The sequence below is a fragment of the Paenibacillus sp. JT31N7 genome, from assembly GCF_059692095.1.
Window position 1 is genome coordinate 400293 of record NZ_JCAUAT010000001.1, and the last position, 16352, is coordinate 416644.

General features: G+C 46.2%; 14 protein-coding genes and 1 pseudogene. 7 read left to right on the plus strand and 8 right to left on the minus strand.

Annotated elements, in window-relative coordinates; translation table 11 throughout:
- Positions 1-14: 14 nt before the first annotated feature.
- From AC58P5_RS01765 to AC58P5_RS01780, 4 genes are all read right to left on the minus strand, one after another.
- On the minus strand, positions 15-719 hold the full coding sequence (locus tag AC58P5_RS01765) for a TetR/AcrR family transcriptional regulator (RefSeq protein WP_497384200.1): 705 nt from the start codon (positions 717-719) through the stop codon (positions 15-17).
- 282 nt (positions 720-1001) lie between these two features.
- Positions 1002-1628, minus strand: a complete 627-nt coding sequence (locus tag AC58P5_RS01770) for an HAD family hydrolase (protein WP_497384202.1) — start codon at positions 1626-1628, stop codon at positions 1002-1004.
- A gap of 80 nt (positions 1629-1708) precedes the next feature.
- Positions 1709-2659, minus strand: a complete 951-nt coding sequence (locus tag AC58P5_RS01775; protein WP_497384204.1) for a LacI family DNA-binding transcriptional regulator — start codon at positions 2657-2659, stop codon at positions 1709-1711.
- A gap of 176 nt (positions 2660-2835) precedes the next feature.
- A complete protein-coding gene (locus tag AC58P5_RS01780; protein WP_497384205.1) occupies positions 2836-3729 on the minus strand; it encodes a LysR family transcriptional regulator in 894 nt (297 codons plus the stop codon).
- Positions 3730-3870: 141 nt separating this feature from the next.
- Between AC58P5_RS01780 and AC58P5_RS01785 the strand changes: the two genes are divergently transcribed.
- The 4 genes from AC58P5_RS01785 (at position 3871) to AC58P5_RS01800 (ending at position 8783) form a co-directional block, all read left to right on the plus strand.
- Complete coding sequence (locus tag AC58P5_RS01785) at positions 3871-4878, plus strand: alpha/beta fold hydrolase (RefSeq protein ID WP_497384206.1); 1008 nt, start codon at positions 3871-3873, stop codon at positions 4876-4878.
- A gap of 554 nt (positions 4879-5432) precedes the next feature.
- Positions 5433-5885, plus strand: coding sequence for a hypothetical protein (locus AC58P5_RS01790; protein ID WP_497384207.1), 453 nt, complete (start codon positions 5433-5435; stop codon positions 5883-5885).
- Between the two features lie 476 nt (positions 5886-6361).
- Positions 6362-7558, plus strand: a complete 1197-nt coding sequence (locus AC58P5_RS01795; RefSeq protein WP_497384208.1) for an RCC1 domain-containing protein — start codon at positions 6362-6364, stop codon at positions 7556-7558.
- A 55-nt stretch (positions 7559-7613) separates the two neighbouring features.
- The gene (locus tag AC58P5_RS01800) at positions 7614-8783 is read left to right on the plus strand and encodes a hypothetical protein (RefSeq protein WP_497384209.1); all 1170 of its coding nucleotides are present in this window, start codon (positions 7614-7616) and stop codon (positions 8781-8783) included.
- A 267-nt stretch (positions 8784-9050) separates the two neighbouring features.
- On the opposite strand, the gene AC58P5_RS01805 is transcribed toward AC58P5_RS01800, so the two are convergent.
- Positions 9051-10220 carry an FAD-dependent oxidoreductase gene (locus AC58P5_RS01805; RefSeq protein ID WP_497384210.1) on the minus strand — a complete coding sequence of 390 codons (1170 nt, stop codon included), beginning with the start codon at positions 10218-10220 and terminating at the stop codon, positions 9051-9053.
- Positions 10221-10696: 476 nt separating this feature from the next.
- On the opposite strand from AC58P5_RS01805, the pseudogene AC58P5_RS01810 reads away from it, so the two are divergent.
- Positions 10697-10855, plus strand: a pseudogene (locus AC58P5_RS01810) (glycosyltransferase); the annotation flags it as partial.
- Between the two features lie 205 nt (positions 10856-11060).
- Here AC58P5_RS01810 and AC58P5_RS01815 read toward each other — a convergent pair.
- From AC58P5_RS01815 to AC58P5_RS01825, 3 genes are read right to left on the minus strand one after another with little or no spacing between them, the layout of a single operon-like run.
- Positions 11061-11744 (minus strand): hypothetical protein, encoded by a 684-nt coding sequence (locus tag AC58P5_RS01815; protein ID WP_497384212.1) that lies wholly within the window; start codon positions 11742-11744, stop codon positions 11061-11063.
- Position 11745: 1 nt separating this feature from the next.
- Positions 11746-12615: an ATP-binding cassette domain-containing protein gene (locus AC58P5_RS01820; protein WP_497384214.1), complete on the minus strand. Its 870-nt coding sequence runs from the start codon at positions 12613-12615 to the stop codon at positions 11746-11748.
- Positions 12616-12621: 6 nt separating this feature from the next.
- Positions 12622-13008, minus strand: a complete 387-nt coding sequence (locus AC58P5_RS01825) for a GntR family transcriptional regulator (protein ID WP_497384215.1) — start codon at positions 13006-13008, stop codon at positions 12622-12624.
- A 283-nt stretch (positions 13009-13291) separates the two neighbouring features.
- Here AC58P5_RS01825 and AC58P5_RS01830 point away from each other — a divergent pair, with 283 nt between their 5' ends.
- Both AC58P5_RS01830 and AC58P5_RS01835 read left to right on the plus strand, forming a co-directional pair.
- Positions 13292-13996 carry an ABC transporter ATP-binding protein gene (locus AC58P5_RS01830; protein ID WP_497384216.1) on the plus strand — a complete coding sequence of 235 codons (705 nt, stop codon included), beginning with the start codon at positions 13292-13294 and terminating at the stop codon, positions 13994-13996.
- Positions 13996-16323, plus strand: coding sequence for an ABC transporter permease (locus tag AC58P5_RS01835; RefSeq protein WP_497386007.1), 2328 nt, complete (start codon positions 13996-13998; stop codon positions 16321-16323). The genes AC58P5_RS01830 and AC58P5_RS01835 overlap by 1 nt, the downstream gene beginning before the upstream one ends.
- Positions 16324-16352: the final 29 nt, after the last annotated feature.

The window sequence follows — 16352 nt, forward strand, 5'->3', positions numbered from 1 at the left end:
GCTCCTTAGCCATTCTATAATTTTAAAAACCGGACGATATCCCCCGCTTCCTCGTGCAGCTTTCCGCGGCGCAGCGAAAGCGAGGCGCAGCCGACCAAGGCGGCAAGCAGCATTTCCGCGCGCTGCAGCCGATACGGCGGCTCCGCCGCGTTTTCGCCGGAAGCGGCAGGCCCGTCCGCCGCACGCCCGGTTTCCAGCAGCGCGGCAAACGGCGCGAGCACCTCCCGGCGAAAGGCGGCCGAGAGCGGGGCCGAGCGCGCTTCAGGCAGCGAGGCAAAGCCCTCACCGGCCAGCTTATGCAGCAGGTACAGGGCGTGGTCCTCCGCCCAAAGCTGCAGCAGCCGGACGCCGGCGGCGGCGGGGCCAAGCTCTGCGGCAGCGGCCGGTTCGCGGCTTCCGCTTCGGGAATCCGCGGCAGCCAAGCCGAAATGCCCGTCCGCCGGCGCCTCCCCCGAAGCCCAAGCGCTCGAGACCTCCAGCGGGGCCTCCAGCCATCCCCCCGCCCGCTCCAACGCGTCCCATAGCAGATCGTGGAGCAAATCGCCCTTATTGCTGTAATAATGGTATACCGTGCCATAGCCGAGTCCCGCCTGCGCGGCCACATCGCGGATTTCCAGTAAAGGCCCTTTATTCAAAAATACATCGGCAGCGGCTTTCCGGATTTGCGCCAGACGCCGCAGCCGGATCTCTTCGTTTTGTTCCTTCGTGCGTGGAGTCATCTCGTCCGTTCACCTCTTTTATCTTTGACCTGCTCTTATGTCAATATAAAACATCAGCTTGCGAATAGCAAGAGATTAGCTGGAAGATTTCCGTTAATCCCCGGGCCGGGGCTTAAGCACGTTATTCCAGGTTCTTTCTACTAGTTAAAAGGAGCCCCTGTTTTCACAGGGGCTCCTTTAACTTTTAATGTCGAAGAGGACCGCACTTCGTCCCCCGCGAAGCTCCCAGCGCGCGGTGCACTGTTGCAGATGAGAAGCACTTTATTGGTGCGCTGTATACCATTATTGTAGATTTAATAAGGAAAGAATCTCTTCAGGACGCTCAAACTTATACTTAGCCGGAATAGCATCCGCTTGCTTGCATCCCCACAGCGCTAATCCAAAGTCAACTCCAGCGTCTCTGGCGCATTCATAATCATAAATAGTGTCGCCGATGTAAATGGAGTCTTTAGCCTCTGCGCCCGAGATCTCAAGAAATTTTAACAAAGGTTCCGGATGGGGCTTATGCTGCTTCGTGTCATCTGCACAAACAACATAGGGAAAGTCGCGAACGAGGCCGAACGGAACAAAGTCATCCAGAAACTCTTGCTTAGTTTTGGACGTCACAACCCCCGTTCGTATCGATTGCTCTCTTATCTCGGTAAGCACTCGCTGAATCCCCTCAAAAACATGAATAGTATCCTGATAATCCCTCATAAAATCATTCCAGCGTTTATTGGCATATTCAAGGTCGTCAATACCGAGTTGACGCAGGGATACAGCCCCCGGAATTCCCAGCACAAAGGCGAGATCTTGCCGGCTTATCTCCCGGTCATAGTTTTTCTTCAGCAGCTTCTGCAAAGATCCCAACACCGCTTGCTCTGTATCGATTAAGGTGCCGTCAATGTCAAAAATAAGGGTCGTATACATGAATACCATCCTCCTTCAGCATCATCGGAGATGAGCTCCTGTTTTAATGCTAAAGTATGAAAACCATTTCAAGTCAATAGCTAAATCGATTGACGCACAATGATGTGATAAGGAATCTCTATCTTAGCTATTGATTTCTCAATTGCAAGATAAAAGGCTTGTTCACCGACCTTCACCAATTGATGATTAACTGTAGATAGACGTAATCCGATTCCAACGGGCTGATTCTCTTGGCCGATGATTGCCAGATCCTCCGGTACAGCCAATTTTATACTTCTTGCATACTCATAAAAACCTGCCGCAACCTCATCGCCGTTCGCATAAACGGCAGTTGGTCTGTCCTCCAAATGAAGCAGGCGTCGTGCCGCTCTTACCCCGTCATCAATGCCGTAACAATCCCTGATATGGTATTCCGGCAGGAAATCACCAAATATTTGCTGATAGGCTTTTATCGTGAGTTGAGTACTAATGCTCTCTTCTCCTCTTGCTGTCGTAAAAGCGACTCGTGAATGTCCTCTATCCTTTAACAGTTGAAACGTCTCTACGTATGATTCATATCGATCTATATAAGCACAGCCAATCTCGGGATGGTCCGTAAACTCACATGCTATGATCGTCCCGTACTTGGTATACGGTATAATGGCATCCCAAGCGTTCGAACGAGAGGCAATTATGATGCCATCCAGTTGTTTTTTCTTCAGCATGTTCAAGCAGTCCAGTTCTTTCACCCTGTCATATTTAGTAGGTAGAACCATTACGGTATAATCTCGTTCAACCGATCCATTAAGTACACCATGAAGAAGTTGATCAAAAGCCTGATTGTTGTTGTACGGCATGATCACGCCGATACTTCTTGTTTCCCTGCGAATTAAATCGACAGCTGAACGGTTTGGCGTATAGTCCAATTCTTCAATGACACGCTGCACTGCTGTCCGCTTCGATTCCGATACATAAGGATTGTGGTTCAACACGCGTGATACTGTGGACACGGATACTCCCGCACGCTTAGCGATATCATGAATATTTGCCATCGTCACCTTCTCCAATACTTTGTGCTTATATTCTAGTCTTGTACCAAATCGATAAGTTAAACATCAATAAGCCTATGGCACCATCTCGAACCAGTTCCAATCCTTTGTTAGGACACGGTTATTGACGGAAGGGAGTTCCTTCTGCATTCACTCATTCGAGATTTGATGAAAACATCTCATGTGCTGCGTTTCAACACACTTCTAGCCAATTCGATAAAGGCCCTAAACGATGGTGAAATCCATTTCTCTTGATGCCATAACATTTGAGTAGTAAATCGTATTTCAGATAAATCCCAGGGCAAAACGATCAGTTCCCCTTGCTCCACTTCTCCCTTGATCACCATTTCAGGCAGCAAGGCAATGCCGAGCCCCGTCATTGCGCATTGTTTAATGGCTTCTGCACTGTTAAACTCCAGCTCGGTCAAGCTATCGGCCCCTTTTTTAAGCAACGTGCGATAGAAATAGGACCGGTAAGAGCAGCCTTTTTCGCTTAATAGAACATGCTCTCCGTGAAAGTCCTCTATGCTTAATGTTGACCGCGAAGCTAACGGATGGTCGGGGGAAACGACCATAAGAAAGGGTTCGTCCAGCAAAAGCTCCGTATGAAGGTCCACAGATACGGAAAGTTCATCCAGCATAAAAACCACATCCGCATTTCCTTCTCGCAGGCTCTGTTTCAAATTGTGACTGGACAAGGGCCGGAACAAAAGACGAACGCTCGGATAGCGCTCGCGAAAAAGCCGGAGCAATGCGGGCAACCGATACGTACAGAGCACTTCGTCTGCACCGATTATAACGGTACCGGTCAACTCCCCGCTTTGACTTGAGACATGCCGAGCCTCTTCTATATCATTTAAGATTTTGCTCGCATAGGGCAAAAACTGGTAGCCTGCGTCTGTTAACACAACTGTTTTGCCCAGACGATCCAGGAGCTTGACCCCCAATTCTTCCTCTAAAGCTTTGATTTGCATCGTTACGGTAGACGGAACATAGTTCAGTGATTCGGCAGTGCGGCTAAAACTACGGGTGGAAGCAAGCGTCCAAAATGTTTTCAGCTGGCGGATTTCCATTGATAAAGTACCTCTTCATTCAAAATAAATGAACGTTGTAATCAAAAACGTTTCATTGATTTGATAGTAATCCTATCGTAGTGTATAAATCAAGCTTCACCAGTCGAATACACAAAAATACTATACGGGGAGAATCGGATCATGAAAGATTACGAAATATATCCGCTCGGAGATGTCGAACTGCAATCGGGCCACACGCTGCCTCAAGCCTTTCTTGCCTATAAAACCTATGGAACTTTAAACGCCGCCAAAAGCAATGCGATTGTCTATCCGACCTGGTTCGCGGGCTTGCATAACGATAACGAGTGGCTGATTGGGCCGGGCAAAGCGCTCGATCCCGACAACTATTTTATTATTGTACCTAATATGTTGGGGAACGGTCTGTCATCCTCTCCAAGCAATACTCCTGCTCCTTTTGACAGAGCGAATTTCCCGCTCGTTACGATTTACGATAATGTGCGGCTGCAGCACCGGCTTGTAACTGAGAAGTTCGGCATTACGAAGCTTGCTTTAGTCGTAGGTTGGTCGCTCGGGGCGCTGCAAACTTTTCAATGGGGTACAAGCTATCCGGAGATGGCTCAGCGAATTGCGCCGTTCGGCGGAACAGCAAAGACCAGACCGCATGCTCAAATGGTTTTTGAGTCGTTGATCGCCGCATTGCAGGCCGACTCCAATTGGAAGGACGGATTTTATACCCGTCAGCCTGCGGCAGGACTTGCCGCAATGGGACGCGCTTATGCTCCTTGGGGGTTCTCTCAGGCCTATTATTTGGAACAGCTTTATCAGGCGGAGGGATACCCGACGTTGAAGTCTTATCTGGAAAACTACTGGGATAAAGTGTTCTTTTCTTTCGATGCGAACGACTTGATTGCCATGCTCCGCACAGGGATACACGGAGATATTAGCGCCACTCCTGCAGACAACGGAAATTTTGTACAGGCCTTGAACCGAATCACCGCCCGTGCCCTTGTTATGCCGGGTTCGACCGATCTATTCTTCCCTCTCCAGGACAACGCGTATGAAGTAGAGCATATGCCGAATGCCGTTTTCCGGCCTGTCGAATCTAAGTGGGGCCACTGCTTCGGAATCGGAGCCAATGAACCGGACTCGTTCGTAATCGACAACCATTTGAAACAATTTTTACAGTAAATCATGACTTTCAAAATTTCACAACGTTTTAACGGAGCTCAGTTTGACTGAGCTCTCTTGGCTATATATCCGATTAGAGAGTATAAACTCATACCGAAATAAAAGGAGAGGAAGGTAGCTTCGAGGCTAAGTCGAATTTTACTGCAAACCTTAACCGAATATAAAGCTGGCTCAAAACGATGAATCGACCGGGTATCGTTACTACTCGGCTGAACAAATTCTTGGCATGCTTAGACTGAAAGAAAGTGAGATCGAGCGGCAGCTTGATATCGAACAGTCCAAGCTTGTCCGGGTTAAAGAACCAAGGCAGCTTGCGGAGTGCGTCGGAAAAATAGCTACTCTTCAAACTCGAAAATATGATTTATCCCCCGCTCCGCGTTTTCTGCCCAGTCGCCCCCAAAATAGCAGGTCCCTCCACGTTCAGCCTTCCTAATATGCAAAATAGTTCCGTTTAACTATTTTACTATTAAATGGAAACATTTATAATTAGTTGTAAGAAAATGCTTGTCGAAATAACTTCAGCCTAAATCATACTCTTGGAAGGGATTGATACCATGATCAAAAGATTTAGTAAGAAATTTATTGTTGGGGCAGCTGTATCATCTATGATGTTGTTTGGTGCAACATCAGCTTTCGCTTCTGATGGATGGGCAGATACACGTTATGATGCATACCCGCTTAATTCAAGTAATGGCGTGACGACAACTATTAACTCAAGTGATGATGTGGATTGGTTTAAGTGGACCAGTACTAACTCAAGCGGTGGAGCTAGTGTTGTTCTCCAATCTCCACAGGGATTGAATTACAATTTATATATTCTTGGTTCGTACGACAATGGGGCTAGTTTTTTCTACATTGGTCCAGCAACCGATGGAGGGCCGGGCGGGATTGATTTCGTAACTATCGGCCACTCAAAGCCACTTACTTTATATATTCAAGTAAGTGGTAAAACCATACCCGATTATTCCACTACTGCTCCATATAACATCAAAGTCATACCAAGCTAGAATGCTAAAAAGCACCCTAATCGGTGCTTTTTTTATTTTGTCTAGAAAAGGAGGTGTAATGATGCATCTTAAGCATACCTCGGCAGAAGTCGTGACAGATTTAAGGCTTCGGTACGTCCCCCCGCCTTCACACAAGGCTGGATGGCCTTGACCTTGAAGTTTAAAAATATTGAAATATCCGTGGATAGCTAAAGCGTTTAGACAATGTGGATAGGAGTTGATAGGTAAAACGCCTACAATTTTTAAAAGCTTGCCATGGACGAGCTAGTTATATTTTAATACTCTTCTCGTTCTAATAATGTTATCTACTGTATAAATATCTAAATATTGACATTTATGAAATCTTGCTTTTACATTGAAGAAGGATGTTAATCGCCATACAAGACGGAGAGGAGCTGGTCTATGGGAATCATTCGGTTACAGCCGGTTTAAAATCTGGAATCTCTTTTTAAATTTGAGATAGGTGGTGTGTCGTAATGAACGGATTTAAAGAACGTTTCTGGAACATATTTGCCAAAAATCGTTTGTCCGCTGCCGCATTGATTTCTGTCCTGACGCTTTCCTCCTCTCCTATTCCTGCAAGTGCAGCGGTAAATGTGAACGATTCATTACTCTCAGCCGGCGATTCCACAACATTCTTGGCCAAATTCGACGGGTCCGCTTTTTATGCTGCAGGCAGCAATGTCGGCGGAAAATTGGGTTATACCGGATCTACCAGCAGTCAGACGGTTCCCGTTCAAAGCGTAGGTACCGATATTGCCATGGTTGACGCCGGATTGAACCACAGTGTGTTACTAAGAAAAGACGGCACGATATGGTCTTGGGGAAGCGCAGCTTACGGAGAGACGGGCACCGGTTTGAAGACAGGCGTCTCCAATCCTCCCGTTCAAAATGTGTTCATCAACGGTGTGAAGGAAGTAAGAGCGGGAAATCAATTTACGCTCGCGCTGAAACAGGACGGGACCGTGTGGGCATACGGCAAAAACAGCGAGGGACAACTGGGGATCGGCACGAAAGATTACTCACTCAAGCCCCTGCAAGTATTGGGAATCTCTAATATCGTCGCTATTGACGCCAGTGATGATTTCGGCGCCGCCTTGAGCAGCGACGGTTCGCTTTGGGTCTGGGGCAACGGATTTTACGGTGCCCTCGGGCAAGGCGACAAGGCGGATCAGCTCATCCCCGTTCGCTATCCGCTCGATAACGTCCAGGATTTTGCCGTCGGTTCTGACCGCATCTATGTTCTGGCGGACGGTTTCCTGTACGGCTCCGGTTCAAATTCTTCGGGCAAACTGGGCGACGGCACCACCACTACCCGGCTCTCGCCGACATTTATCAACATCTCTGACGTCGCGGATATCGATGCCGGCGACACGCAGACGCTCGTGCTCAAAACCGACGGCACCGTCTGGGCGTGGGGAATAAACACGAACGGCGAAGTTGGCGACGGTACGAAGCAGAACGCCAAGGTACCCGTTCAAGTGATCGATACTTCGGCACTGCCTCTGACTGATGTGATCGCCATTGACTCCGGGGGAACTCATTCGCACGCCCTTAAAGCAGACGGCACGCTGTGGTCCTGGGGCAGCAATACTTCCGGCCAGTTGGGGATCGGAAATAAAGAATCGGAACGTTTCGCCTCGCGCTCCAAGTTTCCGAATCCGTTCCGGTAAGCCGGAACTTGTAACGAAGCAGCTGTGAATCTATTGATATACGGAGGTAACCGGCATGAATAAAAAAACAATTTTAGGCGCATCTCTGGCGCTGTTGATTGCGCTGGGGGTTTTTCCTGCGGCACCGGGCGTTCAGGCGAAAGAGAAGACCGCAGCCAGCCTAAATGAGCTGCGCAGCCAGGCAGTCAATCCGGGTCATAAGGCTAACATTCTCCTCTACGACGAACATGGAAAAATTGAACGCGAGTTCCATTCTGACGGTCTGGAAGTGACTTATACGTACGAGAAAAACGGTAACATGCAGGAGTCGGCCGATAACAAGGGCGGGAAACAAAAATATGTGGATAAGGGAAACTTCGTCGAAGTGATCGATTACCAGAATGGAATCGAAAAGTCGCGACGGAATCTCTCCGAAAAAAACAAAAAAGCAAAAATTCGTCCCCAGAACGAGCAGTTGCTTGAAGAGAAGAGCAAAATCGACAATTGGAAGAAAAACGAGTCATTTGGATTCACAGATCAGAGCCTTACTAAGTACGAAGATTATAAGGTCAACAACATTCTCTTGAACGACTTGGTCCCGAAATCCTGTCCGTGCAAAAGCGGCAGCGATCCGTTCATTAACTTTGAATCCTTAAAGCAGACCGAAATTCAATCCTTTTTTGTGGAGAAAAATTCGATTCTTAAAGATGCGGTTCAAATTTGGAGGAAAAACGCAGACGGAAACGTGATCGAAATCGACAAAACGGTGCTCCCATCCGAGGCGATTTATAATGCGGCAGTAAAATCAAGAATGAATCCCAAAGTAGTCATCGCCTCCTTGCAAAAAGAATCGTCCCTGATCTCTGCACAGCCGGATAGTGTCAGCAACTCCAGTCGCAGATTTTACTATGCTCTCGGATACGGGGCCACGGATGGCGGAGATCTTTTGGGAACAAGCGGCTTTGATGTGCAGATCGAAAAGGGGACGCAATTATTTAAAGATTTGTGGTTCGAGGCTCCGACTACGACTTACCCGGTCATTGTCAAAGAAATTAATTATAATAAGGCTGTCACTTCCAATGGAGTTATCTATAAAAATTATATTTGGGTCAAAAACTATGGAACGTGGGCGATGTTCAAATATACGCCGCATGCCATCGATTCAAAGCTGCTTCCGACCGTCGGCGGCGGGAACTACTTATTTTATCAGGTGTTTAAAGGCTATTGGGGGACGGACTGGAATTAGTATATGCATTCCGGAGCCGTCCTCCGCTGCCTAGCGGAATACGACGATCTTAACCAAAGTGAGGCCTCTAAGAGAGATCGCTTGAGACTGTCGACAATGTGTCGGCAGTTTTCTTGTTCTATACCTTTATCGTTGTAGCAGAGAGATCATTTACGATTACGCCCACATGATCTATTTTATGGATCTTCAAATCGCATACCTCCTATGTTCCTGTTTTTTGCAAACCAAAGTTGGGTTCGTTCATTTATAACTTTTCAAAGTCAGTTTTCAGTTATTGAACTCGTTAAAATATTTCTTCATATTAGCAGCTGCTTGCTCACCAAACATCATTTTTAAATTACCGTCCGACCACTCCGCAGATTTGGAGGAGTATGCATACATGTTCTGTTCATATTTAGAAATCGCGTCATCGATCTCATTATGGCTAACGATAGCAAGCGCAAGTTCCATCGCATCGAGCATCGCCAAATTCACGCCTTCGCCGGCAAAAGGAGACATTAAATGTGCCGCGTCACCGATTAACGTAACCCCCGATTTACGTTTCCACTGAAAACCGATAGGCAGCATGTAGATCCGTCTTGCCAGAATCGTATCATCCGAGCAGCGGATATAGTTCAACAGTGTCGTATCCCAACCTTGGAAATTCTCTATAAGTCGACGTTTCGCTTCCTCCGGCTGATCAAATGGAATTCCGCAGGTTTCAGACCAATCTCGCTCAACCTTAAAAGTAACATAAACTTTGATACGCCCGTCTCCATTCAGCTGGGCAAGAATACCTTTGTTTTCGCCGAGGGCAAATACTTTACCGCGCGCATTAAAAGTAGCTAAATCAGGATGATCTGCCGCTTGCACGTTAAGTTCCACCATTGTAATCCCCGTGTAATCGGCAGCGGCATCAGTTAGGAGTGGACGAATGCGGGAGAATGCACCATCGGCACCGACAACCAAGTCGACTGTTTCCGTATTTCCGTTTTCGAAATAAAGGTCATGTTTACCGTCTGCCAAAGGCACGGCTTGAAGCAGTTTATGACCATACCGGATGGTGCCCGGTTCCAATGCAGTTACCAACAGATCACACAACACACCTCGGTCGATTTCCGGACGGTCGCCATCATGGTCTTCATCCGCAACTTCATCCATATAAATGTTTCCTTGATGATCGAATAGGCGAAAATCTTCCCCCTCATACCTGGCGATTGCTTGAAATTTTTCGAACAGTCCTGCTTCCTTCAACGCCAATTGACCCGAATCTTCATGAATATCGAGCGATCCGCCGCGTTCTCGGTTCAGTTCGGATTCTCCTCGTTCATAAATAACGGATGATATTCCGTGTTTTTGAAGAAGGAGAGCTAAAGTCAAACCTCCCGGGCCTCCGCCGATAATGGCGATCCGGCGATTTTTCCAGGGGGTCTTCGTTTCTGTAAAAGCAGCATTCAATATAATCAGCTCCTATGCATTTTGTTACCGTTTGTTGTCGGTGAACTAATCATACGATCTAAATATGAACTGAATTTAAACCAACAATTTGTGTCGTATGCTCAAGAGATGGATCGGCTCTGCCCCTTTTCAGCCACACCTGTCAGAAAAAAACCGCGTCCTTTCCAACATGGAAAGAACGCGGCATCGCCGTACTATATCTCTATACCTAATAGCTTACAACTGTTCACCGCCTGAAGCTCGTACTTAGTTTAATGACCCGAGATTCCATCGTATGATGCCGCCAATCTCGCCTGCGGGGTTCACGAATCCGATATCGATCTTGGCGGAACGCCGTAACTAATCCTCTGCATAAATCAGATGTTTTAACCCATACTAAAACAGCCTGTTTTACTTCAAACGTACAGAAGAGCAGATGAATGTGAAAAAACAAATGGTTGGTGGCAGTAGTGTTAACCTTTGCGCTCGTTTTTAGCATGACGCCGGCAGTAGGTTTCGTGCAAGCAAAGGCGGAAGAGAAGAATGATTCGGCTTGCCTAAGTCCCAAAATGGTGCAGTTAAAAATGGATATGCAGAAAGTTTGGATCGACCATACGATATGGACAAGAAGCTATATTGTCAGCGCCCTATCTAATTGCGGCAACCGATAAAAACGAGATCCATATGATTCATTTAGCCGATATCCTGACAGAGGGCATTGTCAAACAGTTTCCTGGAAAGTTTTAAGCCAGCACGATAGACCTTAATGAAATTAGGCTCCTTCACGCAGAGAGCGCTGCTGATCCCCCAGGGTTTAACTGGATGGTCTGCTGGCGCTCTTTCCTAGATAAATGAGTTCATTCAGTGTGTTCTTCCTCTGGTAAAAAGCCAGCCGCCTGCCACAAAAACCAAACAAAGTATAAGGTTAAATCCGATGCCCGCAAGCAGCGAGCCGTTGAATAACAAGGCTTTAAAAAATGAGACGACATGAACGCGCAGCGAAGGAATCGCCGTTCCGATCGGGATCGCCGCAATGAGCAGGGCCCACAGCAGCCACCCGACAGGGTGGTGGTAACCGGAGATCAGCATGCTGAGCAGCGCCATCGCCATCCAATAAAAAGCGGTTTGGTAAAGGAAAGAACCCGCCAAGCCAAAGTCATTCCAATGAAAAGCCGTAATAAGATTAACAGAGTTGGTGTAAGTGCGGCTCAGATTCATTTCAAGCACAAACCATAAAGAATTGATGAAAGCGATGGCTGCCGCGTAGACGGCAAAGACGAAAAGAAGTCCCTTAAAATATCGCTCTCTGCTTGCGCCTAAATGTACGATGCGTTTGTAATAAATGAGCGGCAGCACGATAGCGATAAGGGGCAAAATGAGAATCAGTATGTTTCCGCCCGAAAGTCCCCTGCTCTGACTGCTGTCTATAAAGAGACCGACAATGAATTCCGCCAATTTTCCAAGCAGGAGAAGAAGAATGACGCCCCAGATGTAAACCCTCATTTGTAAATAGGTTGCCTTTAAATGAATGGCCAATGCCCCCAATTCAATGACCTCCTCTGATTAAATACGAGAAAAACGTTTGAAGCGTCAGATTTTCAATCGAAATATTCAGCTCACGCGCCAGCTGCCTGTCCCCGTCATTCAACTTTTCGTAAATAGCCGCCAGTGTGCCATGGCCATATGTCTCCTTATGTAATACTCGTTTTCCGGCTGTAAAGGAAGCCACGGCTTCCGAATTGCCCCGGATCAGATGAGCTGCCATGCGTATCCGGTCCATTTCATCATGAAGCAGGATGGAGCCGGCTTCAATAACATAAACTCTTTCGGCTATTGGGGCGATTTCGTCAATTAAATGGGTAGAAAGTAAGATGGTGCGGGGGTGATTGGCGCAATCCTCCAAAAGCGCTTTGTAAAACTTTTCCCGCATTAAAACATCGAGTCCAAGCACCGGCTCGTCGAATAACGTCAGCGGCGCCCGGCTGGCCAGACCGATGATGTTGCCTACGAGCGATTCCGTGCCTCGTGAAAGCTGTCTGATTTTTTTGTCCGGATCGAGCCGAAACGTTTTAAGCAGTTCATGAGCAAAGGTCCAGTCCCAATTCGGATGAAAAGTAGCGGCGAATTTCAAAACTTCGATAATCCGCCCTCCTCCGAAGTGTTTGTTATTCTCGCGCACGAAACAGAAATCCTTCGGAAGTTCTCCCTTCCCAAGCTTCTTCCCTCTTACCTCGATTGAACCGCAGTCCGGGGAAATGCCGCCGGCGATCGTGTTAAGCAGCGTCGTTTTGCCGGCGCCGTTTTGCCCGAGCAAACCGTAAATGACGTTTTCCTCCAACTGCAAATCCAGATTCGACAGTGCGTAAGTTCGACCGTATTTTTTGGTTAAATTGCCGCAGGTCAATGCTATGCTCACGATTCGCTATTCCTCTCTCAACTGTTTGATCATGTTCATAATGTCCTCTGTTGTCAGCCCGAGTTTGTCGGCTTCATTCAGCAGATTGGATAACAGTTCCTTATAGAAGCGGTCTCTTCGTTTAATCTGAATCTTCTGCTTCGCATCAGCCGCGACATACATGCCAAGCCCTCTTTTTTTGTACAGAATACCTTCATTTACGAGCAGGCCGATTCCCTTCACTACGGTTGCCGGATTAATCTGAAACAGCTGGGAAAACTGGGCCACGGAAAGAATTTGCTCATCCACGCGGAAAGTGCCGTTCAGAATATCGTCCTCGATAATGTCGGCTACCTGTTGAAAAATCGGCTGCTTTTCGTCGAAAGTTACATTCATTCCCTCACCATTCAGCATATTAGTATGTTACCTGTCTAGCACACTATAATTTATGGGCTAATAATTGTCAATAAAGCGACGTTTGATCGAGAAAATAGAACGAATTGAATGTTACTCCGGTCAACAGCATCTGTGTTGAAATGTAACCGGACTGTCCAATCTTCAGTGATTGACAATTTTTCACACACGTATTATAGTATGCTACATTAGCAACATACCAACATACAAACTAAAACAACTTAGCGCAAAAAATCTTTCGAAGTTTGAGTCTCACTAAATCCTGTACGAGGAGATGTCATACGTGAAAAAGTTAATCGAATTCAAGAACGTATCGAAAGAATACAAAATAGGTGAAATGCAGATCAAAGCGCTTGATGGCGTTGACTTTTCCATAACGGAAGGGGAATTCGTCGTTATTTTGGGTGCAAGCGGTGCCGGTAAAAGCACGATTTTGAACATACTTGGCGGTATGGATACGGCAACATCAGGTCAAGTGTTTGCTGGTGATCAGGAAATTACCAGCCTGGGCGAAAAAAAGTTAACCCAATATCGCGGAGAGAAAGTGGGTTTTGTGTTCCAATTTTATAACTTAATTCCGAATTTAAACGCTCTGGAGAATGTGGAGTTCGCTACGGAAGTATGCAAAAACTATCTGGATGCGAAAGATATTTTATATAAAGTCGGTCTCCGGGACCGGATCAGAAATTTCCCGTCCCAGCTCTCCGGAGGAGAACAGCAAAGAGTTGCCATAGCCAGAGCTGTTGCCAAAAACCCTTTACTTCTACTCTGTGATGAACCAACCGGAGCTTTGGATTATGGTACAGGCAAGTCCGTCTTGAAGCTTCTTCAAGATTTGAACAAGGAAACGAAAAAGTGCGTCGTTCTGGTCACCCACAATTCCGCTATCGCTCCGATGGCTGACAAAATTATTAAGGTTAAAAGCGGAGTGATTGAAAGCGTTGCGATTAATAAAGAAAAACAAAATGTTGAAGGGATCGAGTGGTGATGAAATTATTTTTTAAATTAGTAAGGGATTTCAGACAGTCTTTAGGACAATTTATAGCGCTGGTTTTGGTTGTGGCCGTGGGGGCTTTTTTCTACGGGGGGCTGGTCACATATAGCGATAGTCTACATGCTTATACGAAAGGTTATTTTAAGGACCATAATTTAAGCGACTTATATGTGTATTACAATCAAATATCCAAAGAAGAAGTGGCTGGTTTAACCAAAATTGAAGGTATCCGTCAAATAGAAGGACGCTATACGTTGAATGCCAAGCAGGTCTTTGATAAGGACAAAGCTTCGTTAACGATTCATTCGATTCCCGTGAACAATGAAATCAATACGCTTACGATGCTTGAAGGCAGGGTCCCATCAAAAAAGGGAGAGATCGTATTAGATTCCCATTATGCAAAAGAACATCAGGTTCATGCCGGTGATACCATTCGTATACATACGGATGGAAGAGATTTTACGTTCACCGTTAGCGGCTTGTGTGAGAATGTGGAATATGCCAAGAAGAACCTAACCCAAGACCACAAAGCTTACGGGATTGCATATATGGCCGAAGAGACAATACCTGAAATCCTGGATGGCGGCTTTACCTATAATGAAATCATGATTGATGCCGAAGAGGGTTACGACATGGACAAATTAGGCAAATCCATTGAAGCGCAGTCCCAGCCACTTGCCTATTTAAACCAAGTCAGTAAAGAGCGGACTTTCAACTATTCTCAAATCACTCAAACCATTTATAATAACACCATGATGAGCAAGGTTGTACCTTCGGTTCTCTTTTTGATTGAGGCGATTATCGTATTTCTGATTATGTCGAGAATGATAGATTCTCAAAGAAATCAAGTGGGTATAATGAAGGCTTTGGGCGTAAAAAACAGAAGCATCATGCTTCATTACATGGGATACCCTATGCTGGTAAGCATCATAGGCTCCATCCTGGGTTGCGCCATTGCCGCTGCTGTTTTTATTCCCTTAGTAAGAGCGTCAAGCGCCAGAGCCTACTCGCTGCCTGACATTACCTTCTCGCTTTCCTTATTGACCCTTATTCCTCCTATCATTTTATCCAGTGTTTTTGGAAGTTTATCCTGTTATTTAAGCGGAAGAGCCGTATTAAAGGAACGTGCGGCTCAGGCCATGCGCCCTAAACCCCCCAAGAAGATGAAAACGCTGATCATCGAAAGAATTCCGGGGATCTGGAGTCGTACTCCCTACAGCTACAAACTCATTTCCCGAAACATATTTTTAAATAAACAAAAAGCTTTGGCAAGCTCCGTTGGCGTTGTTGTAAGCACGGTTTTATTAATCACTGCTTTTGGCACTCAGACCGCCTTGCAAAAAGTAGCTGGCCAAACGGAAGATGTGCATACCTATGATTTAAGAGTGGATTATTCGGCGGGAACAACTCCTGATCCGGCAGCCCTGCCCCCTGCTATTAAAAACAGTTACGGATTAGCCACCTTTCCCGTTGAATTCATCAAAAATGATGAGTATGAAAATGCCACTCTAGTTGTTACGAGGAAAGATAATAGTCTCCTTCATTTCTTTGACGATAATGACAATAGGATTTCATTAGAAGATAACGGTGTATTGGTACCCAAATCCTACGCCGACAAATATCGCATTGCAGAAGGGGATAAGATCACCTTAAAGTTCGCAGCCCCTGAGCTTAAAAATAAATCTGTCGATATGAAGGTATTGCAAATATCTACCCAGTACTCGAATCCATCCTTTTATATTACACCGGCTTATCTAAAGAGCTTTGACATGGATTACAACCCGGCCTCGCTTTTAATTGAAGCCGCCGGCTCTACAGATCTTGCAAGCGTCCGTCACTTCTTTGAACAAGATCAACATGTAGATTCCATTACAGATAAGAGTGATCTGAAGAAATCCGCTCAATATATTTTGAAACAAAACAGCTTTGTATTCATCCTGTTTATCATTTGTGCGATCCTGCTTTCTTTTGGCGCCATCTATACGATAACTTCCATAAACATTTACGAAAGAAACCGCGAGCTTGCAACCCTTAAGGTATTAGGCTACCAAAAAAATAAAATAAATCGGCTCATCTTTTTTGAAAACATCATACTCACCACCTTTGCTATTCTTGTTGCGTTACCGATCAGCGGCTATGTGTATTCGCTTGTTGTAAAGGCACTATCGAGTACCCACCAGCAAATCCCGGATCAATTAAATCTGTTCGTCATTTCGGCAGCTGTTGCCGCCGCATTCTTGCTTACCATTCTCTCAAATGTGCTGCTTCGGCGGAAAGTGTCCCAAATTAACATGATTGAATCCTTGAAAAGCATAGAATAGATAGGGCCGACGAAGTCCCGATAGCGGCT